Below are 25,151 nucleotides of genomic sequence, written 5' to 3'. Positions count from 1 at the left end.
ACTGGACCGGCCAGAATTACATAGACACTCACGAGCCGTTTAGCGCGTAGCGCCGCAACTCCACAGGTGACAGGTCACCGGCGGAACCATGCCGGCGAATCGAGTTGTAGAACATCTCGATGTAATCGATACGTCCCGGGCGGCAGTAGCCCTGTTCGGGTAGATACGCCGCTTGATTCGCTCCTTCTTCAACGCGCTGAAGAAGCTTTCGGCAACGGTGTTATCGTGGCAATGGCCGCGACGACCCATGCTCGGCACCATATGGTGAGCCCTCAGGAATGACTGCCAGTCATCGCTGGTGGACTGACTGCCCTGATCCGAATGCACCATAACGCACGACTGACTCCCATTCGTGAAGCCCTGGTGATACCTGTGTCGTAAGTTGTCCCATGAAATCAATCCGTTTTCCGTTTAATAGAGAATACCGGCCTGAAGGTCCAAGTGATCCTATCGACATCGACCGCGATGGATAGCATGATTATTTCAAACTGCCAGCGTAAGCCTACCTAGTTAATGTAATGAATAACGGATGGTTTGGTTAGATGTTCGGCTCCGCCCCCTCTTTGTCAATGATCGCCGAATCTTTTAAAATTTAAGCGTGTCTGCCTTGCTATTAGCTTGCGGCACCTCGTCTTCTCCTTGCGTGGCTCGCCTGTACCGGCCCGGCGCAACAGCCATCACGCGCTTGAACGCGCTGCTGAAGGCACTTTCGGAAGAATACCCGACTGTCGCCGCAGCCTCGGAAATCGAAGCGCCCGCTCGAAGTTCGCGCCTCGCCAGATACATTCGCCATTGGGTCAAATAAGCGAGAGGCGGAACCCCCATTATTTCGCGGAATCGAACTGCAAGTGATGTTCTCGACATCCCGGCCTTTTTTGCAAGTTCCTCTAGGCCCCAGTTACGGGACGGTTCGCTATGAATGCTGCTAAGAACAATGGCTAACCGTTGGTCGCCAAAGCCTTTCAGCCAGCCACCATCACCGATCGACGCATGAGCCAAATAGACTCGCAATGTCTGAATGAATAATAGTTGCGTTAGCCCTGCTATTACGATTGCTCTGCCGGGGTGGCCGCCTTTCATTTCCATCACCAGTTGTTTAAGCAACCAAGAAAGCGGCTCGGCTTCGTCCGTGGTTCCGCGCACATGAATGAGTGGCGGCAAGCCATTCAAGAGTAACGGTTGACGATCAGCATCGATTTGTACCGTGCCGCCCAGCATGGAGAAATCGCAGCCTTGCCCAAGCTGAAACTGATCGTCGCTATCTCGAACGATGGGCGTGGTCGTCGCTCCATGAATCAGGGGAGCGGCGCTAGCCAGCGTCAGAGTACGCGTGCCGTTGGTAATCAAGACATCGCCCGTGTCCACTTCGGCCGGTTCGGACATGCCATCAATCGAATACCAGCAACTCCCCTCTGTGACTGCACAGAATTTGATCGCGTCCAGATTGGCGAAGCGGCGTGCCCAAGTGCCGCCAGCGACAACCCGCCCAGACAAGTCGCACCGTACTTGAAGGAAATCCAGCAGATCTGATAGAGGGTCAGCTAACAAAATTGAACTCTCGCGCATAAAAATTGAACGGACGCGTCTTCTTCGTACATTGCTGACAGCCTACCATGCGTAGAAGCAATTCGTCTTTGGAGATCCTGCATGCCTCCCCTCCAATCCTCCGTCAGCGCAGGCATCGGCGTCACTTCCACCGCCGCGGAGGCCATTCGCGGTATCGACATTACTGGCACATGCGCCATCGTGACCGGAAGCTATTCGAGGGGAAGCCTTGAAACCGCCAAGGAATTTCGATCGGTCGGCGCCAAGGTAAGACAACTAAGCGAACAGCTCACTAGCACTCGCATCCACTGAATTTTCCAACCCGGAAAGGAAAAATCCATGCCTCTCAATCACTATGTCACGCTCGGGCGTTCCGGGTTGCGCGTTAGCCCTTATTGCCTAGGCACCATGACGTTTGGTGAAGATTTCGGCTGGGGGGCAAGTCCCGAAGAATCGTTCGCCATGTTCGATGAGTATCGAAGCCGCGGTGGAAACTTCGTGGACACGGCCAACGTCTACACCTTCGGCCATTCGGAACGGATTGTCGGCGACTATCTCAAACAGAAACAGGTCCGACGAGACGAACTCGTGCTCAGCACGAAGTTCTACTGCAATCTGTTTCCCGGCGATCCGAACGGCGGCGGAGCCGGCCGCAAGGCGCTCATCCAGCAATGCGAAGCCTCGTTGAGCCGACTCCAGACCGACTACATCGACATCTATTGGCTGCACAACTGGGATCGGACGGCACCGATCGAGGAAACGCTGCGCGGCCTCGATGATCTCGTCACCGCCGGCAAGATTCGCTATGTCGGTTTTTCCGACATCCCTGCCTGGAAAACGGCCGAGGCGCAGACGATTGCCCTGTTCCGAGGATGGGCGCCGATCATCGCGCTCCAACTCGAATATTCGCTGCTGGAGCGGACGAGCGAGGGCGAATTATTTCCGCTGGCACAGGCGATGGGGATGGGCGTTATGCCTTGGTCGCCGCTCAAGAGCGGCTTCCTCAGCGGGAAATTCCGACGCGGTGGCAAAGGCAAAGTCGATACCACGCGCACCAGCATGGTCGGTGTTCCGAGCGAGACAGACTACGACGTAATCGAAGCAGTCGTGGAAGTTGCGTCGGAACTCGGCATCAGCCCCGCATCCGTGGCGCTGGCCTGGGTTCGTGCTCAGGCCGGCGTTACGTCCACGCTGATTGGCGCCAGGCGACTCGATCAGCTCAAAGCCAATCTCGATTCCCTCGAAGTAACCCTGTCTGCCGAGCAGCTTGGCAAGCTCAGTGCCGTTTCTAAACCGAAGCTAAATTTTCCGGCCGAGAACAACGAAACCTTGGCGCCGATGCTGGCCTTCCCCGGCATGACGGTTGATGGCCGAACCGTGCCATTATTTCCTCGGCTCTGTGACTGACAGGAGGAAACATGAAGCACCACCATATCGTCACACATGGCGTATCGCTGCATGTTGTCGAGTGTGGTGAGGGTCCCGCAGTGCTGTTCTGTCACGGGTTTCCTGACACATGGCGTAGCTGGCGTCGCCAAATGGATGCCGTCTCTAATGCCGGCTATCGCGCGATCGCATTGGATACCCGGGGGTATGGTGAAAGCTCTGGGCCAGACGATGCATCCGAATATACGGCGTTTCATATCGTAGGCGACCTTGTCGCCGTTCTGGACGCGTTGAATTGCGAAACGGCGACACTCGTTGGCCATGATTTCGGTGCAGTCGCGGCGTGGACCGCAGCCCTGATAAGACCCGACCGATTCAGCGCTGTCTTTGGTATGAGTGTGCCGCCGTTTGAATTTGGAGGTGAAAACTTTCTGGCCGACTTGCGGAAAAATGGACAGCGCGATTTCTACATGTTTCAGCAGATGCGTCCGGAAGCCGACAACGAGTGGACTAATGCAAAAAAAACGCTTCCAGCAGCCTTCTACTGGACGTCTGCGGAGGCTCCGAAAGAAGGACGTTGGCATCCGATGGATATCAACCGCGGCTTGCTTCGGCCAGCACCATCCAGATTGCCGAGCTTCGTTGATTCTGCCGATTTCACCGTCATGGTCGGTCAATTTGAGCGTAACGGCTTTCACCGCCCACTCAACTACTACCGTGCGCTTGAGTCCTATCTCAGTATGACGCCGGCTTTCGCCGGCTGCAGGATTCAGATTCCATCTTTCTTTCTGGTTGGCGACGCGGACGGCCTGAACGAGCTACACCCCGTTACGCCAGAAGTTCTGCGGCATGTCCTTACAGATCTACGAGGATTTATCGAGCTGCCGAACGTTGGTCACTGGCCTCAACTTGAGGCCGCGGAGCAAACGAATGCCGCACTACTTGGCTTTTTAGATGAAAACAACAGACAGTTGAATATCAAATGACCACGAACTCACTCTGATTTAGGAAAAGGAGATATAGAAATGAGCACAGTCCAAGCACCAATCGGTTCAGGTTTTAGCCGCGCGTCCACGACCACCGACATCATTAGGGGTATCAATCTTGTCGGCAAGGTGGCAATCGTCACGGGGGGCTACTCGGGCCTCGGACTTGAAGCTGCGCGCACGCTCGCCTCGGCGGGCGCGCGAGTCATCGTTCCGGCACGCGATATCGAGCGGGCACGCAAAGCCATCGCCGAAGTAGGCGGCGGCATAGAGGTTCAGTCGATGGATCTCACCGATCCCCGCTCGATCGACGACTTCTCACGCGACTTCGTCGAAACAGGCCTGCCGCTTCATATGCTCATCAATAACGCCGGCATCATGGCGCTGCCCGAGCTGAAACGCGATGCGCAAGGCAACGAGCTACAGTTTTCCACCAACCATCTCGGCCATTTTAGGCTGGCTTTGCGACTCTGGCCCGCGCTCAAGCGGGCCGGCGGCGCGCGCGTTGTATCGGTCTCGTCCGCCGGACACCGCTTCTCGCCAGTCGTTTTTGACGACATCAATTTCGAGCGTCGTGACTATGATGCTTTCAAGGCCTATGGTCAGTCAAAGACGGCCAACATTCTCTTCGCGGTTGGCCTCGACCGGCGAGGCAAGGAGGATGGTATTCGTGCGTTCGCACTCCATCCAGGCGGGATCGCGGGAACGAATCTCGGCACGCATGTCGGGGTGGAAATGCTGAAAAAGACCGGGTTCGTCGATGAGAACGGCAGGCCGATCATTGATCTTGCCCGTGACCTGAAATCGGTGCCCCAAGGGGCGGCTACCCACGTCTGGTGCGCGGTCAGTCCGCAACTCGACGGCAAAGGCGGCGTATTCTGCGCCGATTCCGATATCACTCCCGTACTGCCGGCGGGCGGTTCCCGCGATCTGACTGAAGATCGTGCCAATCGCGGCACCGGCGTCGAAGCCTATGCGGTTGACCCGGACGCGGCCGAGGAGCTTTGGCGCAGAAGCGAAGAAATCGCAAATATCTCCCTCTAAAGCCAGGCGCGATGTGATGGCGTCGTGCTACCTCTCTACCTCGCTATTCACGGAGAAATAGAGATGAAAGCGCGACGCCTATTCGACTACAGCGAAGAGAACCCGTAGCCGCCAGGAGGACGAATCGTGGCGGCCTATGCTGTTTATTCCGAAAATCAATCTAATCGCGGCAAATTTCGGTCAAAAAAATGATTCAGCTAGAATTTTGATGAGCAGGTTATGACGAAAGAATTTACTGGTAAAACAGCGCTCGTAACAGGCGGCGGCACCGGAATTGGGCGTGCTTCGGCGATCATGTTGGCCGAACGAGGATGCACGGTTACGGTTGCAGGTCGAACCGTGGAAACGCTCAATGAAGTTGTTGCGATGATTGAAGCGTCAGGCGGTAATGCACGGGCAGTTGTCTGCGACGTTTCCGACGAAGATTCAGTCCGCAATGCGGTGGCCGTTGCGATCGGCGATGCCGGACGTCTTGATTTTGGAGTAAACAGTGCTGGCGTGAGTGGCGGAGAGGATCTTCGTTCCACAGCGAACTATGCAACCGAGACGTTCGACCGGATCGTTGCCATCGATTTGCGCGGCACATTCTTGTCCATGAAATATGAACTCGAACAGATGGCACGTCAGGGCTTTGGCTCTATCGTCAATCTGGCATCCGGTGCGGGTTTGGTTGGCGTGCCGGGCTTCTCGGGCTATACCGCAGCCAAGCATGGCGTCATTGGACTGACCAAGACGGCTGCGCTTGATTACGGATCGGTTGGCATCCGGGTCAACGCAATCGCTGCTGGACTGGTGGCAACGCCGCTTGTTGCGACCGGTCGATCGCCCGAAGTGATGGCAGCGCGCATTGCCGCACACCCGCTTGGCCGTATTGCTCAACCAGACGAAATGGCTGAAGCAGTCGTTTGGCTTTGCTCCGACAAGTCAAGCTTCGTCACAGGAACGGCGCTTCCTGTGGACGGGGGCTATACCGCACGTTGAGCAGACCTCGCGCGGAGCCGAACTAATCATTCCCGCTGGTCATGATGGCTGGCATCGATCAGCGAGTCAGGCCATAGAGAAATGACGGATTTTCAATTCAAACATATTGCGCTATCCGTCGGCGATCTTGACCGGCAGCGAGACTTTTATGCATCGGCACTGGGCTTTGCCGAGGAACTCGCTCGCATCGAAATTCCCGAGATGCAGACTCGCTTGCTCATCCTCCGCAACCCCGCTGGCGTGGAAATCGAACTCGTCGAATACGCAGAGTCAATCGCATCACCGCGTGTTGGATTGAGTGAGGTTGCTCGTCGTCAGGGGTACTTTTCCTGGGCACTAACGGTGAGCGATCTTGAGCGAGCGTTCGAGATGGTGGTCGCAGCTGGGGCTATTGCGGTATCTACGCCAAGAGATGCCGGTCGACCCGGTGTTCGTTTCGCCTATGTGCAAGACCCCGAGGGGAATTTCATTGAACTTCTTCAGTTTTGCGGCGCCGAGTCTGGAAACTGAAAATCGTAGATCCAACTCAGGAATCGTCGAACAGGATCTACCAGTGGCGGATCCTGTTCGACCTGTTTCAGCGCTGTGACGCCTTGCTCCAGCGAGTATTGCTTGCGCTTCATCGCCAACGGATCACTGCTGCTGGGGAATTGCCTCCGAAACACCAAGACTCGCTTGCGCCCAGGAATTCTTGAGCGGCCAGGAGGCCATTCTCCCAAGTTGTCACTGGCCCGAAGATTCCCGGGGCAGGTCAAGCTAGAACAGATGTCGCAAGCCTGCTGTCACGCCAAGTTGCGTGCTACCGTAAGCCGCACTCAGTGCGTTGACTCCTTGGAACTGCGCCCCGATCATGCCACCTCGGTATAGCGAATAATCCACCTCGACGTAAGTATCCGTGCGCTTGGACCAGTTATAGTCCGCAAACAGTTGGAATTGCGTTGCGTTGCCGTTCCCGGACTGTGACTTCCCGGTCTGGATCGTGCGCCATACGTTGGCAGACAAATGCATTGCGGCGCCAATCTGCTGCGTCACGCCGCCAAAGAACATCTTTCGCACACTGAACGTATTGAATTTCAGCGCGGTCAATTCGGATTCTGAAAACGGGCCATTAGGAAAGTTACCGACAAAGCCGGAGTCCTGCCGGTTGACCATCCAGCCCGCATTTACAGTCGTCGAGGCGAAAGTGTATGAGCCACCTGCCGCCCACGTCTTCAGGTGCGCGGAAGTATTCGCTGCATCGCGGGAGTCGAGGTACGCGGCGGAAAGGGTTATCGGAGCAGAAGGCAGATATAGAATGGACGCACCGATCTGGCTACCAGCACCGAACTGGCCTGCCTGGCCGCCGAACGAGTACGAAACCTCGGTACTCAGGTCCCGATATCGCGCCGCGTACTTGATCATGTTGCTCGTCCATACGCCCTGAGCCATCAGGACTTCGGGCCGGAATTGGTAGAACGTTGGCAGCCAGCGGTTCGATATGAATGAACTCATCGCAGCGTCCGCCAACGGATTTAACTGGCGCCCCATCGTCAGCTTGCCGAAGGTGGTCGACTGCAGGCCGACAAATGCCGTATTGAAGAGCGGATAGGCCGGATCCATTTTCCCGGAATTCGGAAAGAAGCGATTCTCCAAGTTGAAGATGATCCTCGTCCCACCACCGATGTCTTCCGTGCCCTTAATGCCGAAGTGGCTCTCGCTCGCGCCGCTCAGCATCTGGAACTGAGAGTCTCCTGCCGGGTTGGCTTTTGTCGTATAGCGAACGCCGGCATCTACCAGGCCGTAGAGGGTCACGGACGATTGCGCAGCCGCGGGAATGGAACACAACATCGCAGCGGGAATGATACCTCCCAGCAATCCCGCCGTTCGCAAGCTCGCTTTCCGTCCCGTCCGGCTGCCCCCCACCCGAACAGCCTTGTCGAACAGTCTCCTTACCTTTCTCATTTCAAGTCTCCAATCTTGTGTTTATGTTTCACCACGAATTAATTCGACGGCCCGATAGCACCAATTTTCGAGACAGCATTTTGTTTCGCGACGCACGAATGCAGATATATCCTGGAGTGCTCTCGATCACTCTGCCTAGCTGCTCGCCAACTTCCGATGTGCAGTCCAAGATGGAATCACCAAATCATCGGATACGTTATATTTTCCGGCGCACCTCAATTGCCATAAATCTTTCTGATTTAATCTTGATATGGCCGGTAATTTTTATCGCCGATTTTCTGCATCCTGCAACACGCGCCACTGAACCTTTCCACTAGCCGTGCGAGGCAAACTGTCTGCAAACTCAATTACGCGCGGAACTTTGTACGTCGCCATGTGCTCTTTCGCCCAAGCGACAATTTCGTCTTGAGTCGCAAATGCGCCGCTGCGCAAAACAATCACCGCCTTTACGGTTTCCCCTCGGCGCGCATCGTGAGCCGCGATTACGCACGCTTCCTGTACTGCAGGATGTTCGAACAGCGTTGCCTCGACCTCAGCTGGCCACACTTTGTATCCAGACGCATTGATCATGCGCTTGAGCCGGTCAACGAGGAAGAAGTAGCCCTCGCTATCAACGTATCCGAGATCCCCCGTGCGCAGATAGCGTCGTCCGTCGATCGAGGCGAACGCGTCGATTGACGCGTGGGCCGCGTTCCAGTACCCGTCGAACATCTGTGGCCCGCTTACGAGGATCTCTCCGACCTCGCCTTGACCAAGAGGCCGAAGCGAGTCCGGATCGACGACAAGGGCGGACGTGTTGAAAATGGGAACGCCCATGCATTGGGGTTTGCTCCGCATACGCGGATTGATGTGCGTTGCCGCCATCGTCTCGGTGAGTCCGTAGCCTTCCACGTAGGCGATGCCCCAGCGCTTCTCGATCTCCCGCGCAACGGCCTGCGGCATGGCCGCACCACCTCCGCTCAGGTACGTGATCGCGCTGAGGTCGAAGCTCTCAATGTTCGCAAGACTCAGCAGATCGAGCACCATAGTCGGCACCGTGACCCATGTGTTCACGCGATAGCGTTCGATCAGGGAAGCTGCGCATCTTGCGTCCCAGCGGGTCATGACAACCATCGTCGCGCCGATAAAGATCGGCATGTTCATGCAGTTCTGCATCCCGGTCACATGGAAAAACGGCACGGAGCACAGCATCACACTCTCGCCATGCAGATCCGGCCAGGCGCCACAAGAGACTGTCGAATGCATCACGCTACGGTGTGTATGAATGCATCCCTTCGGAAGCCCCGTCGTGCCAGATGTGTACGGAATCACCGCAAGGTCCGCGGGCCCCGCTTCGAGCTGCCGCGCAACGTACGCATGTGATAGCGCATCGGACCAGCGCGTGATCCTTTCATCGCTTTCGCAGAACTGCACATCTTGCTGTTGCTGGGAAGCCGTGAGGATATCGGGTAAAGGCAGATCCGACTGGGTATCCAAATAATCCGCATAGCGCGCCGTAACGACATGATCGACATGACGCTCCATAAGCGGTTGCACGTACTGTATGAGTTCTTCGCCAACAAGCGCCGCACGCGCACCACTGTCCTCAAAGATGTGTTGTAACTCTGTAGTCCTGTTCATTGGATTGACGGGTACGACGACCGCATCCGCACGTAGAACCGCATAGAACGCAATGACGAACTGTGGACTGTTCTGCATAAAGAGTACGACGCGCGCGCCCCGACCGATTCCGCAATGCTGTTGCAGAAATCCCGCCATCGCATCCACTTCGTCGCGCAAGCGCGCATAGCTCAGAAGAGAACCGTAATAATTGATGGCGACTTTCCCAGGATGACGATTCGCGCAAACTTCGAGATTCGTATATAGCGAAGTCTGTGGCACAGTGAGTTGACGCAATGATGTTGCCGTCATGAAAACTCCAGACACGAAACGCGACGCTCATACTTTAAGCGTTGCACTTTGAAACGGGAGACCTCCGCGCCGTGCGCGGAGGTCTTTCTTTACTGCTTCAGATTGCGGCTCCACTGGCCGATCGCGCGGAGCGTCTCGGCCGTCTCCGGCAGGAATGGAAACAGTGTGAATACGTGAACGGAGTCGTCCACCATCTTCAGCGTCACATCTGCACCAGCGGCTTTCGCACGCTCTGCAAAGCGCGTCGTATCGCTTTCAAGCACTTCGCCATGTACGGCTGCAAGATAGACAGGCGGAAGGTCTGCAAGATCGGCGAATAGCGGAGACACCATCGGATCGGTCGGCTCGTGGCCCTGGAAGTAGCCTGCGACGAGATTGGTCAGCGTCTCGCGATTCGCGGCAGGATCATCGCCCGAATTCGCCTGCACGGAGGGACCGCTCAGCGTGAGATCCGTCATCGGGCAAATGGCGACCACGCCGGCCGGTAACGGCAGTCCAGCGCGGCGCAACGCGGCCGCCAGCGCCAGCGCGAGTCCGCCGCCGGAAGACTCGCCGCTCAGGAAGAGCGTAGCGGGATCAACGCCCGTGGCGAGCAAGGCACGGTAGGCACTGAATGCATCGTCGATGGCCGCCGGGTACGGATGCTCGGGTGCGAGACGATAGTCCACCGTGTAGCACGGGCCGTTCAGCGCATGCGAAAGGCGGCTTGCGTATTCCACTGAACTCTTAGCAGAACCAAGCACATAGCCACCGCCGTGAAAGTGCAGTACCGTAACTTTATGCCCCGCGCCTTCGGCTGCCACGCGAAGCGAGCGCACACCATCGAGATCGACTTCCTTTACCTGTGTGCTTTCCGGTGCGGGGAATTGCCCCAGCAGGAACCGCTCGTAAGCGGCATGCTGGCCGCGATCGCCGCGCGCCACATCGTCGGGTGTGAACACGCCTTTCCAGAGATCGAACGCGCGCTGACTTTCGGTGCGCTTCATGCGCTTGCCTTCGCGCGCCGCGCTCAGGCCCACCACCTCGCCCTGCGGCAACTTGGCCGCCGCGATGATGTCATGCCCCCAGGCGAATGACCACGAAATCTCGCCCAGCGGATCGATGCGCGACAGCCCCTTCAGCCGGCCGTTGCGCTGACGCACGCGTGCCGCGTCGGGCTCGTGCGCCCAATCGACCACGTAGCGCGCTCCAGCCTGGATGCGCTTCGTGCGCGGCTGGCGGCGCTGTTCGTATTCGAGAAGCCCCTCCTGCACGCCATCCGGGCCGTGGCCCTTGAGACAGGTCGCGAGCACCCACGCGTCTTCGATCGACTGGCAAGCACCTTGCGCAAGATACGGCACCATCGCATGCGCAGCGTCGCCGAGCAGCGCGATGCGGCCCGCAGTCCAGCTTTCGATCGGATCGCGATGGTACATGCCCGTGATGAATGCATCGTCCACCTGCGCCAGCATCTTCTGCACCGTCGGCTCGCAGTCCTCGAACGAGCGCCGCAGCTGCTCGACATCGCCCGACTGCGTCCACGACTCACGGCTCACCTCAGTTGCCGGTACCGACGCGAGAATGCTGTAGAGATCCTTGCGAACCCAGTAGGAAACGATATTACGGCCAATGCCAAACCAGTTGTTACCCGCCACCGGGAGGTTCAGCCCTTCGAGCCGGTCGGCCGGAATCAGCGACCGCCACATGAGGATATTGGCGAACTGCTTCTCCTCCGGCCCACGCAGCGCCGTACGCACGGCCGAATGAATACCATCCGCTCCGATCACAACGTCACCGCGAATCACCTCGCCGTTCTTCAGCGTGACCCAGGCACTCTTCTCGTCCTGCGAGACCGATTCACACTCCGCGCCAAGCCGCACCACGCCGGGCGGCAACGCCTTCGCCAGCAGATCGATCAGATCGGCTCGATGAATGTTGTAGAGCAGAGCCCCGTAGCGCGCCTCGGCCTCCTTGCCGAGCGGGGCATAGTAAAGACGCCGCCCCGTCGACAACTCAAGATAGTCAAAGCCGGCCGGCACCGTTGCGACGCTCGCTACAGCCGGTTCGAGCCCCAGTTCCCGCAGCACGATCGTGCCATTGGCGGCAATCTGCACGCCTGCTCCGACCTCGGTCAACTGCGGAGCACGCTCCAGTACAATTGGCTCGATCCCATGATGCAGCAAGGCCAGCGCCGTGGTGAGGCCCCCGATGCCGCCTCCAACAACTACGACTTTCATGGTAAATTTTCTCCATCCAGGTTAGTTAATACAGTTTAGTTAATTAACTCGACACGGTAAAGTAATGATGACATCAGGAAAACCCCTTAGATCAGACGGCGCCGAGACCCGTACACGCCTGAAAGAGGAAGCGCAGCGGTTGTTCGCGCTACGCGGGCTGGATGGGGTGTCCGTGCAGGACATCATTTCCGCAGCAGGTCAGCGCAACAGCGCCTCGCTGCGCTACTACTTCGGGAACAAACTCGAGCTCGCGCGCGAACTGATCGTGGACGGCGCGCGCCTTATCGACGAGGACCGTCAGGCGCGGGTAGATAGGCTGGAGGCGGAAGGCGCGCTGAGTGTGCGCGCGGTATTGGGGGCGCTGCTCTTTCCGATGCTCGAACTCGCTAATCGAACTGGTCAGGCAACCTACATTCGCATGATCGCCAACTTGCAGTTGAACAATCGTGCGTTCCTCCGCGAGGCGCTGGGGAACAAATGGAACGTCGGCTATCAGCGCTGCAACGCTCTGCTGCGAGACCTGCTATTGGGTATCGATCACGCGCTCGTCGATCATCGGCTTTCGCTCGTCGGAATCTACGGGAATGCCGCGCTGGCCGCGTGGGAGGCAAGCCGGGACAGCGGTGAACTCGGGCGGCTTTGGGCTCCCGATTTTGCCATATCGAACTTGGTGGACACCTTTGAAGGTATGCTCGTCGCGGCGCCGTCGGAAGAGACGCAGTCGTTACTAAACGGGCCCGAAATTCATCATGGGACATCTCGCTAGCAGGTCGTTAAATTCCTGTCCGGGCGGACGTATTTTCCCTTCCACCGTTCGCGGCGATCGCCGCGAAGCGTTCGATTTCGACTCATTCGCCCGATTTCAATACGAATAGATCAACGTCGTGGACTTCCCGGCGCCCACTCCGATACCTAAAGCGCTCTGCGGGCGCAACGCGGCCAACGATCTCAACCGCGTCAAGTTATAGGCTGCCATCGTCAGGGGCAGCAGTTGATCCACGTTCTCGAGACCACGAACCATGACCTGTCGTAGCGAGCTATCGTCTTACCCCAGCCGAAGCACTGCTCGATACATTTCCGTTTGTGCTGGCTCAGCGCGTAACCCAAATGCCGCGTCGTACGTTTGTCGATCGCGCTGCCGCCGCTGCGATTTGTATTCCGCGCCACATGCAGCGTTACGTTCGCGTCCCGTCAAGCCTTGCTGAGCCCGCGCGTGTCGTAACCCTTGTCGGCCCCGATCGTGATGCGTCGATCTGGTCGCGCGACATCCCGCAACATCTCGGTGGCAACGTCGCGTTGAACAGATCCATCACCGTGTCGAACTCCAGTAGCCGCCCCGGTTCTTGCTGAACACCGAGTGGTTCCACAACGCATTCTCTATTGACAGGATTACGAACCGCTGGAACAGCAGGTTATACGATATATGTTCGACCAGTTTCTGCATCGCAGCCGATGCTGTACAGAACCTGCAACAGCATCGCCCGCATCAGCTTCTCAGGTGCGATGCTCGGTCGCCCCCTCCCTTTACGTCGACTTCGTACATCGCCAAGAACTTCGCGCCTATCTTCGACGGTGCTTCGTTCAGCCACGTCCGGATCCGCTGTTCGCTGAAATGGCGAATCGGCTCGATTGGTTGCAGCACGACATGGCGCTCAAACATCTCGTTCTCGCGAATCACGTGACGCGAATCCATGTCGCCCCGCACCGCGACGCACGATGGATAGCCACGCCTCCCCGCGTCGTTGAAAAACTCGGGAGCGCCGCGATCGGCATGCGCAGCCAGCACGTCCCGGTGACGCTGCCCGCACGCCTTGAGCAGCCGGTTTTCCGCGAGCCCCGTGTGCACGAGTTGCTGCATGCCCGTCCGAAAGCGATGGATGGCCGATTGCATCGTGTCAGGCGGGCAGGCTCTCTGCCGAGCGTCGTGCGGCCGTCCGGGCAACCTCGACGTGCTCGACGATGTGGGCGGCATCGCGCGCGATTCCGGAAAACCGTCCCGAACCCCATGTATGAAGCCAGGGCAACCCGACGAAGTACAGCCCCGGAACCGGCGTCACGCCGCGCTGGTGCGCGGGATAGCCGCGACCGTTGAATACGGGCGCGTCGAGCCAGCTGAAATCGGGGGTGAAGCCAATGCACCAGATGACCGACATGATGCCGCTAGCCGCCAGATTAAGCGCCGTGCGATCGCCGGACGGCCGCCACACGGGTTCATAGCGTGTGGCAGGTGGCGCCGTTATCCCATTCTTCTCGATGTAGGCATCGATGCCGGCATTGATCCGGTTGTACGTATCGTCGGCGCTGTCGAGTTGAGCCGCTAGATCTGCGGAGAATTGCAATCGCCCGTCGACGAAGTCCTCGAGCCTGCCATACAGTTCCATCCCTTCGGCGGCAAAGCGGCGCAGATCGATGTCGCGACCGCCGTCGCGGCCGGTCACATAGTGGTTGGTGTTGTCACGGACGCCTTCACGCAGCGGATGCGCATCGACCGGCATATCGTAGTACTGCATGTCGGCAAGCCAGTCGACGACATCCCGGCCTCGGTAAAAGCGGGCACAGCGGGGCGCATCGCCCACCGCGAGGTACACCTTCCGCCCGGCGAGATGAAGATCTTCCGCGATCTGCGCACCCGACTGCCCCGATCCGACCACGAGCACCGGTCCGTCCGGCAATGCGGCAGGATTCCGGTACGCCGACGACTGGATCTGCACGATCGATGCCGGAAACCGCTCGGCCATCCGCGGCACGATCGGCCGATGGTAGCCGCCCGACGCCACGACGACCTGGTCCGCCGTGTATGCGCCACGCGACGTCGCGATGCGATAGCGTCCGTCCGCGTCGCGCGTCACACGCTCGACACCGGTATGTTCGAGCACCGGAGCTTCGACGCTCCGGATGAATCCGTCAAGATAGTCGACGATCTCGTCCTTCGTCATGAAGCCGTGCGGATCGGCACCACGATACGGGTAGCCCGGCAGCGCACACTGCCAGTTCGGCGTCACGAGACAGAACGCGTCCCAACGCTGCTTGCGCCACGTGTGTGTCACGGTCTCCTTTTCGAAGACGAGATGATCGATGCCGGCCTGCTTCAGGTAGTAGCTGACCGACAATCCCGCCTGGCCGCCACCGATGACGGCTACGCCGAGATGGGAATCGACGTCCGGAAGGGTCGAAGAAACAATGGGTTCGGTTGACATCATGCAGTCCTGAATGTGTGGTGATGACAGCAAGTAGATCGTGCGCCGAGCGCCTCAGATGAGTTCGATGACGGTCACGGTCGCATCACCGTGCAGCGAAAATCGTTCCGCGCGCGCCTCGATCCGTGCCAGTTCGTCCATGGCGGCCGAGCACGCAAACCCGTATTTCTCGCGCACGCGATCGGACGCGATACCCAGTGCGCGGCGTGCGCGTTCGACGAAATCGTCGAGCGCGTATTGCGTGCCAGGTGTAAAGAATTCCGACACCACGGTCGAAGGCGAATAGCAGTTGGATTCCGACTGGTCGGGCCAACGGACCCGAAAATGCATGACCGGCATGATTCTTCCTCATTCGATGGACACGACTTGCGCACGCTGCGCCAGCCTGTCCCGGTAGATGTCCAGATGCTTGCGCGCGCTCGCTTCCCATGTGAAACGGTTCAGCAGTGCGGGGACCGCATGCGCGAAATCGGGAGAACGTCGTCCCGACAGCGCATCGTGCAACGCGTCGGCGATCGAATCGACGTCGCCGGGATCGGCCCATACGCACGTATGCTCGTCCAGATACTTGGTAAAAGGCTCGATGCGAGATACGACGACGGGTTTTCCGCATGCGAGCCCCTCGAGCACGACCAGACCAAATCCCTCACGGGTCGATACCATCGACACCACATCGGCGCAGTGCATCAGCGCGACCAGCGTCGTGTCGTCGAGCGGCCCCGTGGTCACGACAGGCTCGCCAACGCCGATACCGAGTCTGAGCGCGGCGGCACGCGCGACGAAGCGGCGCGCGTACGCGTCGTGGTCCAGCAGGCTGGCACCGCCGCCGATCACGAGCCGTGCATCGGGCATCGTGCTGCGCAGCCGTGCGAACGCGTCGAGCAACGCGATGGCGTTTTTCCGCGCCTCGATCCCGCCGATCGCCAGGACGACGGGCCCGTCGTGCAAGCCGAACCGGCTCCGCACCGCCTGCATGCCGCCATGGTCTACATGACCGAACCGGGCGACGTCGACGCCGTTGGACACCACGCTCGCCCGGATCCCGAACGATTCGCGCATCGTGGCCGCCCAGACGGCGCTCACGCACAGCACCTGGTCCGCCGCTCGCCACGCTCGTTCCTGCCAGCTTTCGAGCTGCGGGTCGTCGAATACATCGAGGTGATGCACGGTCCGCACGAATCCGTCTATCGCCCCTGCCTGCTTCAGCTCGGCCAGCGCATTCCCCGTAATGCTGTCCTGCGCATGCAGGATGTCGAACCGGCCGAGGTCGTGCTGCAGCAACGTGTTCCCGACCGCGGCAATCCGGCCGGCCACCATTTCGGCGATGCTGCGCGGACGGACATCGACGCGGGCCAGAACGACGCGGCACGGGACATCGCGGAACATCGCCTCCCCCGGCGCTGCCGGCGCAAACACGGTGACGTCGCTTCCCGCTTCGTGCAACGCGCTGGCCAGTTCGAGTGTATGCACGACACCGCCGCGTGGATTGACCGAGTGGGTAAGCAGCGCTATGCGCAATGCATCGCGACTCATCGGGCACCTCCGATTGCACCGGCAATGAACGGGGCGATCCGGAAATCCCACAGCACCGCCGTTTCACGCGCCTCCTCGACGACGACCTCGCGCGTGGCATCGATATCGCCAATCACCGCGCACGCGAGCCCGCGCGTGGCGAAGCGCTCCATGACCGTGTCGGCATGCGCCGGCCGCACCGCCATCAGGAACCCGTAGCTCGGAAAGGCTGTCAGCCAGCGATCGAAGTCGACACCTGGAGGACGCGGGATCGCGTCGAGCGCGATCCGCGCACCGACGCGCGAGCATTCGACGAGCATCAGCGCCGTGCCGAGCACGCCCGCCATCGAGATATCCTTCGCGGCATCGCATAGCCCGGTTTCGGCCAGCGCCGGCAGGATCTCGAGATCCGCGCGCAGCCGGGCCGGCGGCGCACCGACCGACGCATTCCAGAACGGATACGGCTCCTCGAATGCGCCGCGCAGGTCGACCGCCATCATCAGGCGATCGCCCGGCCGTGCGCTGAAGCTCGACAGCAGCGCGCGGGCCCGGCCCAGGATCGATACCGCCAGTTGCCCCTGTGCGCCGCGCATGTTGCTGTGGCCGCCGACGATCGGTACGCCATATGCCGACGCAGCCGCGGCCATCCCGGCGAGCACCGGCTGCGCGGCGTCGATCCCGTCGCTCCACAACGCATCGACAACGGCGATCGGTCGCCCGCCCATCGCATAGATGTCGCTGACATTCGCCATCACCCCGCTGTACCCGGCAAACCACGGCATCGACTCGACGAAATCGCCGACCATGCCTTCAATCGCGAACAACAGGTAGCCGTCCGCGTCCACGATCGCGGCGCAGTCGTCGCCGAGTGCCACTGCCTGCGCGAGATCCCGTTCACCGTTCGGCGATGCCGCCGCCAGCGATGCGGCCACGCCGGAGATATCGTGCTTGTGCTGGAAGCCGCGGCTCGCGCGAAGCATTGCGACACGCTTTTCGATGCTCATTGCTGTACCTCCGAGCGCACGACGAATCCGGCGAACGGCGTGCCGCACGGCGGATAGTGCGCCAGTTGCGCCTGCATCAGTTGATGGGAGCGGCCAAACAACGTTTCCTCGCCGAGCGCATCCCAGTGAAGCCGACGAAACAACGGCACGTTCTGCGATTGCACGTGTGCGACGAAGGTCCGGCACCCTTTGGCATGCGCACTGCTGACGGCCAGCGCGATCAGCATCGAGCCGATCCTGCCCTGCCGGCGAAACGCGGGATGCACCGCGAGCCGCGAACCCATCCAGGTTCCGGGCACGGTTTCATGAATCCGTACCGTGCCGACCACCTGCTCCGGCAACCCCGCGCAGCAGCTCACCGCGACCAGCAATTGTGCGTGGCGATCGATATCGTCGCGATCGTCGCCGACGAAGATCCCCTGCTCGATGCAGAATACGGCCCGGCGCAGCTTGTACGCTTCGTCGATTTCCCAGGGAAGCTCCGCCCATTTGATCCGGTATTCGGAAGGCCGGTACGTGTCGCGGCTGTCGGCCAGTCCCATCTCTGCGCAGTACATGGTCACGCCTCGTAGGTCGACAGCGACGAGCACGCGCCGCACTTTCCGCACCCGGCCTTGATGTCGGCGGAACGCATGCCGGCGTCGCGCAACATGGCGCCGAGCGGTGCGAGCACCGCCCGCATGAAGTCCGGCGACGGCGCGGGATGGCTCTCCAGCGGCGTGCCGCTGATCGGAACGAACGGCACGACGAACGGATACACGCCCAGGTCGATCAGTTCGTTCGACATGTCCAGAATCGCATCCTCGCTGTCCCCCAGCCCGGCGAGGATGTAGGTGCTGACCTGTCCGCGGCCGAACACGGCAACGGCCGCACGGAATGCCGCCATATACCGGGATAACGGCACGCTCGCCTTACCCGGCATGATCCGTTCGCGCACGGCCGGCGTCACGGCTTCCAGATGCATGCCCAGCGTATCGATCCCGCTTGCCTTCATCCGGCCGAACCAGCCGTCGTCGTCGGGCGGTTCGCATTGCGCCTGGATCGGCAGATCGACGGCCGCCTTGATCGCGAACGCGCTTTCGCACAGCACGCGGGCGCCGCGATCCGGCGTCGGCGGCGTACCGGTGGTCAACACCATGTGCTTGACGCCGTCGAGCAGGACCGCCGCACGCGCGACCTCGGCGAGCTGCTCAGGCGTCTTGCGCGCGATCGTCCGGCCGGCCGCGAGTGACTGGCCGATCGAGCAGAACTGGCAGGTCTTGCGCCGGCTCTCGTAGCGAATGCAAGTCTGCAACACCGTAGTCGCAAGCACATCGGCGCCGTGCAGGGTCGCGATGTGCGAGTACGGCACGCCCTCGAGGGTCTGCAACGCATAGAATCGCGGGTTCGACGGAAAACTGATGCTCGCAATCGGGATCGTGCCGCGCGACAGCAGGCTGACACCGGCCGCATCGGGCTCCCCCGCGACGAACGGCGATTCCCACGCGGTGCTCGTGTGCACGGGCACCATGATGGTCACGCCGTCGACCGTCACGGCCTTGTGATCGGACGGCCCGGCGCCGCCGCGCCGGCTCGCGGCGCCGGCGCGCGGATCCGCGAGACGCAGTCCGACCGATTGCAATTCAGTCATCAATTGCCGGCTCTGCACCGACGGTTTCGCGTTCGCGCTCATGGCAGTTTCCCTCGAAGTCGCGTGCGGCCGACCCGCTGATCCCCATCGGGGTCACCGTCGTCGCCGGCCGATCGTTGATGGCAAGGCTCAGCAGTTCCGGTCGCGCATAGTGGCCGACCGAATCCATCATTCGCTTGCGCTTGGTGATCAGCGACATGTCCAGATCGGCGATCACCATCCCTTCTCCCGAGCGCAACGGCTCGGCCAGATGCTGGCCCTCCGGGGACACGATCGCAGTATTGCAGCCGCCCCGCAGGGCCTTCTGCAGCGTCGGATCGCTCGTAACCGACGCGATCTGCGCGTCCGTCAGCCAGCCGGTCGCATTGACGACAAAGCAGCCCGACTCCAGCGCGTGGTGGCGGATCGTGACCTCGATTTGTTCCGCGAAGATCGGGCCCACCAGCGAACCGGGGAACTGACTGCAATGAATTTCCTCGTGCTGCGTCATCAGCGCATAACGGGCGAGCGGGTTGTAGTGCTCCCAGCATGCGAGCGCACCGACCCGTCCGACACCGGTCTGCGCAACCTTGAGTCCGGCCGCGTCGCCCTGCCCCCAGATCATCCGCTCGTGAAACGTCGGCGTAATCTTGCGGCGCTTCACCACGAGGCGTCCGTCGACGTCGAAGATCAACTGCGTGTTGTACAGGCTGCCGTGGTCGCGCTCGTTCACGCCGAGCACGACGACCATCCCGTGCAGGCGCGCGCGCTCGGCGACCGCATGCGTCACGGGACCAGGCACCACCACGGCCTGCTCGTAGAGCCGCATGTGATCGGCGCCGGATGCGACCGGCGACCGCACAAACGAGAAGTACGGGTAGTACGGCACGAATGTTTCGGGGAAAACGATCAGCTGGACGCCCTTGCCGGCGGCCTCGTCGATCGCCGCGCAGACTTTGTCGAGCGTACCGCCGGCCCGTTCCAGATCGGGAGCGATCTGGACGGCTGCCGCCCGGACGATGCGTTTGTCGGACATGATGGCACCCGTCATTCGATCAAACGGTCCAGGTATGGATGACCAGCGCGTTCTCCTTGCGGTGAAGCAACTGGATATCCAGCACGTCGAGCGGATTGATCGGCCGAATACCCTCGATCAGCGACGCTTCGCCATGGCCGTAAAGTGCTTGCAGAGCAAAGCGGCACGCGTAGACCTTCCCGCCCTCTTCCATGAACTTGACGAGTTGCTTGTTGAAGTTCAGGTGACCGGGAAACGCCTCGTCGCCGAGCGTCGGAAACCCGCGCTGCAGACCGAGCGTCACGCCGGGGCCGTAGAGCAGCACCGACGTCTCGAACCCCTTGCGTTGCAGGCGCGTCGCCTGCAGGAGGTTCACGAAGCCGATCGATCCCTCGAACGCGACCGTGTGGAACGTCACGAGCGCCTTCTCGCCCGGTTCCGCCTTGACGTCTTCGAACACCTTCTCCTCGTAGTCGACGAGGAAATCTCCCTTCTTGTGCAGAGGCTGATTCACTGCGGGCATGGCACGCTCCGTTTGAAAATACGTTGAGTGATGGTCCCGAACGCTTTCGAGTCCGGGCGATCTCATTAACGCAACGCATATGCCAACCAGGCGCAGACCTGATGCAATCACTATCCAATCATTCAGTCGATAAATGCCGTTGCAGCCGGTCCGATCCTTGCGTGACCGAATGCGGTTCGGATAGGGACCGGCCTGTCCGGGCGATGGCGCGCACCTGACTGATGCACCTGGCATGAATGCGTGCCCGTCGAGCGTGCATCGGTGCATCAATCCGATACACGATGCGATCAATGCAATCAGCCCGCTTCAGACTGGCGATATAAATATTTTCGAATAATCCGCCATGCTAACGTTTTGATGAATCATCAAATGGAAACAGGTATGGATGACGCAATCCATCATTGGTCGAAGCGACTGTCGGCAAGCAGGAAACCGGCGTATCTTCTGATCCCCGATCTCATCGAGGAAGATCTGGCGGCGGGCCGCCTGAAACCGCGCGATCGCCTGCCCGGACTGCGCGATCTCGCCGGTGCGCTGAGCCTGAACTACACGACGGTGGCACGCGCCTATGCGGAAGCCCGCAGACGCGGCTTGCTCGATACGCGGGCAGGAAGCGGTACGTTCGTGCGCGGCCCGACCCGTACAATCCCGCTGTCGGGTGGGAGCAGCGTCGAGATGTCGATGAACATGCCGCCGGAGCCGCCCGAGATGGCCAGGCGGCTGCAGGAATCGGCAGCCGCCTTGCTCAACGCGGCCGATCCGTATCAATTGATGCGATATCAGGATTTCGGCGGCACGCCCGCAGATCGCGCCGCCGGCCGCATGTGGCTAGCGAATCGACTTCCCGGCTGCAGCGGCGATGCCGTGCTTGTCTGCCCGGGAATCCACAGCGCCCTCGTCGCGCTCATCTCTCGACTGGCACGCCGCGGCGATACTATCTGCCTGGACGCGCTCGCCTACCCCGGCATCAAGGCGATTGCATCGCAATTGGGCGTGCAGTTGCAGCCGCTGCCACGTGACGACGACGGGCCGTTGCCTCATGCATTCGAATCGCTTTGCAGAACCGGACGGCCTGCCGCGCTTTATTGCAACCCCACCCTTCAGAACCCGAGCACGGTCACGATACCGTACAGACGCCGTGAAGCACTGGCAGATGTCGCGATGCGCTACAACGTACCCATCATTGAGGACGACGCCTACGCGATGCTACCGCGGAGCGCACCGCCTCCACTGGCGTTGCTTGCACCGGAACTGACCTACTACGTGACAGGCATGTCAAAGAATCTCGGCGCCGGGCTGCGTATCGCCTACCTACTGGCGCCGACGGCGCGCGAGGCGCAGCGTATCGCCGGCGCGCTGCGCGCCACGACGGTAATGCCGAGTCCGTTCACGATGCTGCTATCCACCGAATGGATCAACGACGGAACGGCGAGCGAGATGTTGACAGCGATCCGATCGGAGGCCCATGCCCGCCAGGCGATTGCCGCTCGGGTTCTCGGCGCGTGGCCGTTCGATGCGCATCCCGACGGTTTCCATCTCTGGCTGCCGATTCCGCACGAGAGCTTGTGGAGCGCGTCCGAGCTGGCCCAGCATCTGCGGAGTCACGGCGTCGCTGCCGTGGCAAGCGCTGCGTTCTCGACGGACGGTAACCCGCCGGCCGCGATCCGCATCTGCCTGGGTGGGCCGCAGGACCGGGAGCAATGCCGGGACGGCTTGCAACTCGTCGCCGATGCATTGACCGATGCGCACCATTTATACGGTGCGACGCTGTGATCGACGGCCTGCACGCGCGCAGTTGACCTGGGACGGAATTTTGTGACCAATCGGGCAGCGCGTCTCGCGTCGATATTATCGGAATCCTGCCACGCTCGACGGACCGTGGCAGGAGATTGATAGCGATGAGCACTATGGGGCCGACGCTCGTTGTAGAACTGTCGTCAGCGTTCGATGAGTACCTCGGCCTCGACCCGGCTGCGGAACCATTCGCGATTCGGCAATTCGTCGCAGCAGTCTGCTGCATCTGTCTTCTTCAGGATGGCGTAACACTGACTTGACACGTCATCCGCAGCATAGATCCAACCGCACGCAGTTCCGGACTATGGCATCGCCCATCCGCACACCACGAACCTTCCTCGCCGTTACCCGAGAGCATTGTCAGGAGGAACGCCATGCCGCCATCTCCGGGTCGTCCCTCGATAGCATCGGACGACCGCCGCTCAGAACCCCTGGTAATAAGACGACACGATATCGCTGTCGTTGCTCTATCCAGGTTGGAGAAGCCAGTGACCAGTCTAAGAAAAGAAATGATCACCGTCTGGAGATGGACTCATTCGCAAGATGCGAATATCTCAGCGGTGTTTACGCAGAAACTGCAACGCGCGCTCATGAGCAAGTTCGGCCGCGCCCGGATTATACGTTTCGCGTTCCCAGCAGTTAAAGCCATGATCCGCACCTGCGTAGGTATGCACCTCTCCATCGCGTCCTGCAAAACGCTCTCGCAGCGCATCGGCAAGTGAAATCGGCACGTGCTCATCGCTTTCGCCGAAATGGAACTGCATCGGTGCGACGATACGCTCGCAGTCTTCGAGCTGATGCTGGATGCCGCCCCCGTAATACGACACGCCGATGTCAATCATCCGCTCAACGGCAGCCGCGAAAGTCAGCCAGCCACCGAAGCAGAATCCGACCGCTCCGACTTTGCCGGTCACTTCGGGCAGCGCGCGCAAACGCTCAGCCGCCGCGCCGACGTCGGCAAGCGCCAACGTCTTGTCAAGCTGCTCGTCGTACAGACGATTCGCGCGCACGCGATCCTCTCCGTGATAGCCGATCTCCATACGCGGCGCGATCCGCCAGAACATGTCCGGCGCAAGCACAACGAAACCTTGCGCCGCGTATTGCTCGGCAACGCCACGAATATGCGCGTTCACACCAAAGATCTCCTGCAGCACGAGCAGCCCCGGGCCGCGCTTCGCGGGCGGCAGTGCGAGATATCCCTGGAACAACCCGCCATCGTGCGCTTCGATTTCAATCCACGAACCGGAAGTAGTCATAGCGTCACCATATCGAGAATTGTCTTCTTCCCGTTCTTGTAAGTGTAGAGAGTGATGACGCCGTGCGAGAGATCGCCGTGAGCGTCAAAGCTTGTTTGCCCCGTGACACCGCCGAAATTTGTGCCCGGCATCGCAGCGAGGATCTTTGCGGGGTCACACGAATTCGCACGCTTCATAGCGTCGACGACAATATAGACCGCGTCGTACGAGAACGGCGCGTAGATCTGGATAGGCTCGCCGAAACGCTTTTCATACTTCACAGCAAACGCGGCACCTTGCGGCATTTTCTCGAGCGCCTTACCGGCTTCCGAACACACGACATTGCCGGCTGCATCACCAGCAAGCGACGGCATTTTTTCCGTGCACATGCCATCGCCACCGAGAATTCTTGCGCGTAGGCCGAGTTGCCGGGCCTGACGTGCGAACGGACCGCCGGTCGGATCCATGCCACCGACCATGATCGCGTCGGGATTCTCCCCTTTGATCTTGGTCAGGATCGCACGGAAATCGATGGCCTTGTCGTTGGTCGCGTCATGCGACAGTACTTTTATGCCGAGCGCTTCGGCTGCCTTCTGGAATTGGTCTGCGAGGCCCTGGCCGTATGCGGTCGAATCATCAACGACCGCGAGCGTCTTCACCTTCAACGGCCCCGCCGCATATTTCGCCAGCGCGGGACCTTGCTGCGCATCGGTTCCAACCATCCGGTACGTTGTCCTGAATCCTTGTTGCGTGTATGCAGGGTTCGTCGCCGACGGCGAAATCTGCACGATGCCGGCGTCGCTGTATATCTTCGACGCGGGAATGGTAGTACCCGAATTCAGATGCCCGACGACCGCCACAACCTTGTCGTCGACAAGTTTCTGCGCTACCTGGGTCGCCTGGCGCGGATCACCCCCATCGTCCTGAGCGTCAAGCTGCAGCGTGATCTTCTGTCCGCCGATCACCAGTCCTTGCGCGTTGATCTCTTCGATCGCGAGACGCGCGCCGTTCTCGTTGTCCTTGCCAACGTGCGCCATGCCGCCCGTTAGAGGTGCAGCACTCCCGATCTTCACGACGGTCTGCGCATGCACACCCGTCGCAACCACTCCTGATGCGAGCGTTACGGCACCGCATAGTACCTTCATTCCACTCTTCATCTCCATCTCCGTTTTGCTTTCGTTTGCTGCAGACAAAGAAAGCGCAGTCTGCACCGGCAAACAGCGCTGTTCCCTCTTTTTTGTAAAACCACGTC

22 protein-coding genes and 3 pseudogenes are annotated in these 25,151 nt (G+C 60.2%); 8 read left to right on the top strand and 17 right to left on the bottom strand.

Features of this window, described 5'->3' with window-relative positions; genetic code table 11:
- Positions 1–28: 28 nt before the first annotated feature.
- Together BME24068_RS06365 and BME24068_RS06360 are read right to left on the bottom strand one after the other, a co-directional pair.
- Positions 29–333 (bottom strand): annotated as a pseudogene (locus BME24068_RS06365) (IS3 family transposase); the annotation flags it as partial.
- A gap of 252 nt (positions 334–585) precedes the next feature.
- Positions 586–1,566: an AraC family transcriptional regulator gene (locus BME24068_RS06360; RefSeq protein WP_203368143.1), complete on the bottom strand. Its 981-nt coding sequence runs from the start codon at positions 1,564–1,566 to the stop codon at positions 586–588.
- A gap of 81 nt (positions 1,567–1,647) precedes the next feature.
- On the opposite strand from BME24068_RS06360, the gene BME24068_RS06355 reads away from it, so the two are divergent.
- From BME24068_RS06355 to BME24068_RS06330, 6 genes are all read left to right on the top strand, one after another.
- Positions 1,648–1,857 carry a hypothetical protein gene (locus tag BME24068_RS06355; protein WP_143331656.1) on the top strand — a complete coding sequence of 70 codons (210 nt, stop codon included), beginning with the start codon at positions 1,648–1,650 and terminating at the stop codon, positions 1,855–1,857.
- Positions 1,858–1,884: 27 nt separating this feature from the next.
- Positions 1,885–2,952 carry an aldo/keto reductase gene (locus tag BME24068_RS06350; protein ID WP_096502631.1) on the top strand — a complete coding sequence of 356 codons (1,068 nt, stop codon included), beginning with the start codon at positions 1,885–1,887 and terminating at the stop codon, positions 2,950–2,952.
- Positions 2,953–2,963: 11 nt separating this feature from the next.
- Positions 2,964–3,917 carry an alpha/beta fold hydrolase gene (locus tag BME24068_RS06345; protein ID WP_096502633.1) on the top strand — a complete coding sequence of 318 codons (954 nt, stop codon included), beginning with the start codon at positions 2,964–2,966 and terminating at the stop codon, positions 3,915–3,917.
- Positions 3,918–3,956: 39 nt separating this feature from the next.
- Positions 3,957–4,961 carry an SDR family NAD(P)-dependent oxidoreductase gene (locus BME24068_RS06340; protein WP_096502635.1) on the top strand — a complete coding sequence of 335 codons (1,005 nt, stop codon included), beginning with the start codon at positions 3,957–3,959 and terminating at the stop codon, positions 4,959–4,961.
- Between the two features lie 219 nt (positions 4,962–5,180).
- On the top strand, positions 5,181–5,942 hold the full coding sequence (locus BME24068_RS06335) for an SDR family NAD(P)-dependent oxidoreductase (protein ID WP_096502637.1): 762 nt from the start codon (positions 5,181–5,183) through the stop codon (positions 5,940–5,942).
- 81 nt (positions 5,943–6,023) lie between these two features.
- Entirely contained in the window at positions 6,024–6,452 is a 429-nt protein-coding gene (locus tag BME24068_RS06330; RefSeq protein ID WP_096502639.1) for a VOC family protein, read from the top strand.
- 246 nt (positions 6,453–6,698) lie between these two features.
- On the opposite strand, the gene BME24068_RS06325 is transcribed toward BME24068_RS06330, so the two are convergent.
- The 3 genes from BME24068_RS06325 to BME24068_RS06315 form a co-directional block, all read right to left on the bottom strand.
- Complete coding sequence (locus BME24068_RS06325) at positions 6,699–7,883, bottom strand: porin (RefSeq protein ID WP_174925490.1); 1,185 nt, start codon at positions 7,881–7,883, stop codon at positions 6,699–6,701.
- 264 nt (positions 7,884–8,147) lie between these two features.
- Complete coding sequence (locus BME24068_RS06320) at positions 8,148–9,794, bottom strand: long-chain-fatty-acid--CoA ligase (protein WP_096502643.1); 1,647 nt, start codon at positions 9,792–9,794, stop codon at positions 8,148–8,150.
- 89 nt (positions 9,795–9,883) lie between these two features.
- Positions 9,884–12,010 carry an alpha/beta hydrolase fold domain-containing protein gene (locus tag BME24068_RS06315; protein ID WP_174925489.1) on the bottom strand — a complete coding sequence of 709 codons (2,127 nt, stop codon included), beginning with the start codon at positions 12,008–12,010 and terminating at the stop codon, positions 9,884–9,886.
- A 64-nt stretch (positions 12,011–12,074) separates the two neighbouring features.
- Between BME24068_RS06315 and BME24068_RS06310 the strand changes: the two genes are divergently transcribed.
- A complete protein-coding gene (locus BME24068_RS06310; protein ID WP_096502647.1) occupies positions 12,075–12,776 on the top strand; it encodes a TetR/AcrR family transcriptional regulator in 702 nt (233 codons plus the stop codon).
- A gap of 96 nt (positions 12,777–12,872) precedes the next feature.
- Here the strand turns inward: BME24068_RS06310 and BME24068_RS06305 are convergent.
- The 9 genes and pseudogenes from BME24068_RS06305 to BME24068_RS06265 all read right to left on the bottom strand — a co-directional run bounded on the left by BME24068_RS06305 (position 12,873) and on the right by BME24068_RS06265 (position 20,870).
- Positions 12,873–13,703 (bottom strand): annotated as a pseudogene (locus BME24068_RS06305) (transposase).
- Positions 13,704–13,905: 202 nt separating this feature from the next.
- Entirely contained in the window at positions 13,906–15,207 is a 1,302-nt protein-coding gene (locus tag BME24068_RS06300) for an MSMEG_0569 family flavin-dependent oxidoreductase (RefSeq protein WP_239007723.1), read from the bottom strand.
- A 54-nt stretch (positions 15,208–15,261) separates the two neighbouring features.
- Positions 15,262–15,546 carry an MSMEG_0570 family nitrogen starvation response protein gene (locus tag BME24068_RS06295; RefSeq protein ID WP_096502648.1) on the bottom strand — a complete coding sequence of 95 codons (285 nt, stop codon included), beginning with the start codon at positions 15,544–15,546 and terminating at the stop codon, positions 15,262–15,264.
- Positions 15,547–15,555: 9 nt separating this feature from the next.
- The gene (locus tag BME24068_RS06290) at positions 15,556–16,740 is read right to left on the bottom strand and encodes an MSMEG_0565 family glycosyltransferase (protein ID WP_096502650.1); all 1,185 of its coding nucleotides are present in this window, start codon (positions 16,738–16,740) and stop codon (positions 15,556–15,558) included.
- A complete protein-coding gene (locus BME24068_RS06285; protein WP_174925488.1) occupies positions 16,737–17,723 on the bottom strand; it encodes a sll0787 family AIR synthase-like protein in 987 nt (328 codons plus the stop codon). The genes BME24068_RS06290 and BME24068_RS06285 overlap by 4 nt, the downstream gene beginning before the upstream one ends.
- A complete protein-coding gene (locus BME24068_RS06280) occupies positions 17,720–18,280 on the bottom strand; it encodes an MSMEG_0567/Sll0786 family nitrogen starvation N-acetyltransferase (protein WP_096502654.1) in 561 nt (186 codons plus the stop codon). The genes BME24068_RS06285 and BME24068_RS06280 overlap by 4 nt, the downstream gene beginning before the upstream one ends.
- Positions 18,281–18,282: 2 nt before the next feature.
- Complete coding sequence (locus BME24068_RS06275; RefSeq protein WP_174925587.1) at positions 18,283–19,353, bottom strand: MSMEG_0568 family radical SAM protein; 1,071 nt, start codon at positions 19,351–19,353, stop codon at positions 18,283–18,285.
- Complete coding sequence (locus BME24068_RS06270) at positions 19,346–20,368, bottom strand: Nit6803 family nitrilase (RefSeq protein ID WP_096502656.1); 1,023 nt, start codon at positions 20,366–20,368, stop codon at positions 19,346–19,348. The genes BME24068_RS06275 and BME24068_RS06270 overlap by 8 nt, the downstream gene beginning before the upstream one ends.
- 19 nt (positions 20,369–20,387) lie before the next feature.
- A complete protein-coding gene (locus tag BME24068_RS06265; protein WP_006405208.1) occupies positions 20,388–20,870 on the bottom strand; it encodes an MSMEG_0572/Sll0783 family nitrogen starvation response protein in 483 nt (160 codons plus the stop codon).
- Positions 20,871–21,251: 381 nt separating this feature from the next.
- On the opposite strand from BME24068_RS06265, the gene BME24068_RS06260 reads away from it, so the two are divergent.
- Positions 21,252–22,643, top strand: coding sequence for an aminotransferase-like domain-containing protein (locus BME24068_RS06260; protein WP_174925487.1), 1,392 nt, complete (start codon positions 21,252–21,254; stop codon positions 22,641–22,643).
- 53 nt (positions 22,644–22,696) lie between these two features.
- Here BME24068_RS06260 and BME24068_RS06255 read toward each other — a convergent pair.
- The 3 genes and pseudogenes from BME24068_RS06255 to BME24068_RS06245 all read right to left on the bottom strand — a co-directional run.
- Positions 22,697–22,873: pseudogene (locus BME24068_RS06255) on the bottom strand (integrase core domain-containing protein); the annotation flags it as partial.
- A 345-nt stretch (positions 22,874–23,218) separates the two neighbouring features.
- Entirely contained in the window at positions 23,219–23,920 is a 702-nt protein-coding gene (locus BME24068_RS06250; protein WP_096502660.1) for a dienelactone hydrolase family protein, read from the bottom strand.
- A complete protein-coding gene (locus BME24068_RS06245; protein ID WP_420887532.1) occupies positions 23,917–25,044 on the bottom strand; it encodes a branched-chain amino acid ABC transporter substrate-binding protein in 1,128 nt (375 codons plus the stop codon). The genes BME24068_RS06250 and BME24068_RS06245 overlap by 4 nt, the downstream gene beginning before the upstream one ends.
- Positions 25,045–25,151 lie beyond the last annotated feature (107 nt).

Origin of the sequence: Burkholderia anthina (assembly GCF_902498995.1) — a bacterium.
In the GTDB taxonomy this organism is placed as follows: domain Bacteria; phylum Pseudomonadota; class Gammaproteobacteria; order Burkholderiales; family Burkholderiaceae; genus Burkholderia; species Burkholderia anthina.
This window is presented reverse-complemented; position numbering and strand designations above follow the sequence as displayed.

Excerpts from the sequence above, each read along its gene's own strand:
- BME24068_RS06360 (WP_203368143.1), bottom strand. The coding sequence starts at position 1,566 with ATGCGCGAGAGTTCAATTTTGTTAGCTGACCCTCTATCAGATCTGCTG.
- BME24068_RS06355 (WP_143331656.1), top strand. The coding sequence starts at position 1,648 with ATGCCTCCCCTCCAATCCTCCGTCAGCGCAGGCATCGGCGTCACTTCC.
- BME24068_RS06350 (WP_096502631.1), top strand. The coding sequence starts at position 1,885 with ATGCCTCTCAATCACTATGTCACGCTCGGGCGTTCCGGGTTGCGCGTT.
- BME24068_RS06345 (WP_096502633.1), top strand. The coding sequence starts at position 2,964 with ATGAAGCACCACCATATCGTCACACATGGCGTATCGCTGCATGTTGTC.
- BME24068_RS06340 (WP_096502635.1), top strand. The coding sequence starts at position 3,957 with ATGAGCACAGTCCAAGCACCAATCGGTTCAGGTTTTAGCCGCGCGTCC.
- BME24068_RS06335 (WP_096502637.1), top strand. The coding sequence starts at position 5,181 with ATGACGAAAGAATTTACTGGTAAAACAGCGCTCGTAACAGGCGGCGGC.
- BME24068_RS06330 (WP_096502639.1), top strand. The coding sequence starts at position 6,024 with ATGACGGATTTTCAATTCAAACATATTGCGCTATCCGTCGGCGATCTT.
- BME24068_RS06325 (WP_174925490.1), bottom strand. The coding sequence starts at position 7,883 with ATGAGAAAGGTAAGGAGACTGTTCGACAAGGCTGTTCGGGTGGGGGGC.
- BME24068_RS06320 (WP_096502643.1), bottom strand. The coding sequence starts at position 9,794 with ATGACGGCAACATCATTGCGTCAACTCACTGTGCCACAGACTTCGCTA.
- BME24068_RS06315 (WP_174925489.1), bottom strand. The coding sequence starts at position 12,010 with ATGAAAGTCGTAGTTGTTGGAGGCGGCATCGGGGGCCTCACCACGGCG.
- BME24068_RS06310 (WP_096502647.1), top strand. The coding sequence starts at position 12,075 with ATGATGACATCAGGAAAACCCCTTAGATCAGACGGCGCCGAGACCCGT.
- BME24068_RS06300 (WP_239007723.1), bottom strand. The coding sequence starts at position 15,207 with ATGTCAACCGAACCCATTGTTTCTTCGACCCTTCCGGACGTCGATTCC.
- BME24068_RS06295 (WP_096502648.1), bottom strand. The coding sequence starts at position 15,546 with ATGCCGGTCATGCATTTTCGGGTCCGTTGGCCCGACCAGTCGGAATCC.
- BME24068_RS06290 (WP_096502650.1), bottom strand. The coding sequence starts at position 16,740 with ATGAGTCGCGATGCATTGCGCATAGCGCTGCTTACCCACTCGGTCAAT.
- BME24068_RS06285 (WP_174925488.1), bottom strand. The coding sequence starts at position 17,723 with ATGAGCATCGAAAAGCGTGTCGCAATGCTTCGCGCGAGCCGCGGCTTC.
- BME24068_RS06280 (WP_096502654.1), bottom strand. The coding sequence starts at position 18,280 with ATGTACTGCGCAGAGATGGGACTGGCCGACAGCCGCGACACGTACCGG.
- BME24068_RS06275 (WP_174925587.1), bottom strand. The coding sequence starts at position 19,353 with ATGACTGAATTGCAATCGGTCGGACTGCGTCTCGCGGATCCGCGCGCC.
- BME24068_RS06270 (WP_096502656.1), bottom strand. The coding sequence starts at position 20,368 with ATGTCCGACAAACGCATCGTCCGGGCGGCAGCCGTCCAGATCGCTCCC.
- BME24068_RS06265 (WP_006405208.1), bottom strand. The coding sequence starts at position 20,870 with ATGCCCGCAGTGAATCAGCCTCTGCACAAGAAGGGAGATTTCCTCGTC.
- BME24068_RS06260 (WP_174925487.1), top strand. The coding sequence starts at position 21,252 with ATGGATGACGCAATCCATCATTGGTCGAAGCGACTGTCGGCAAGCAGG.
- BME24068_RS06250 (WP_096502660.1), bottom strand. The coding sequence starts at position 23,920 with ATGACTACTTCCGGTTCGTGGATTGAAATCGAAGCGCACGATGGCGGG.
- BME24068_RS06245 (WP_420887532.1), bottom strand. The coding sequence starts at position 25,044 with ATGAAGGTACTATGCGGTGCCGTAACGCTCGCATCAGGAGTGGTTGCG.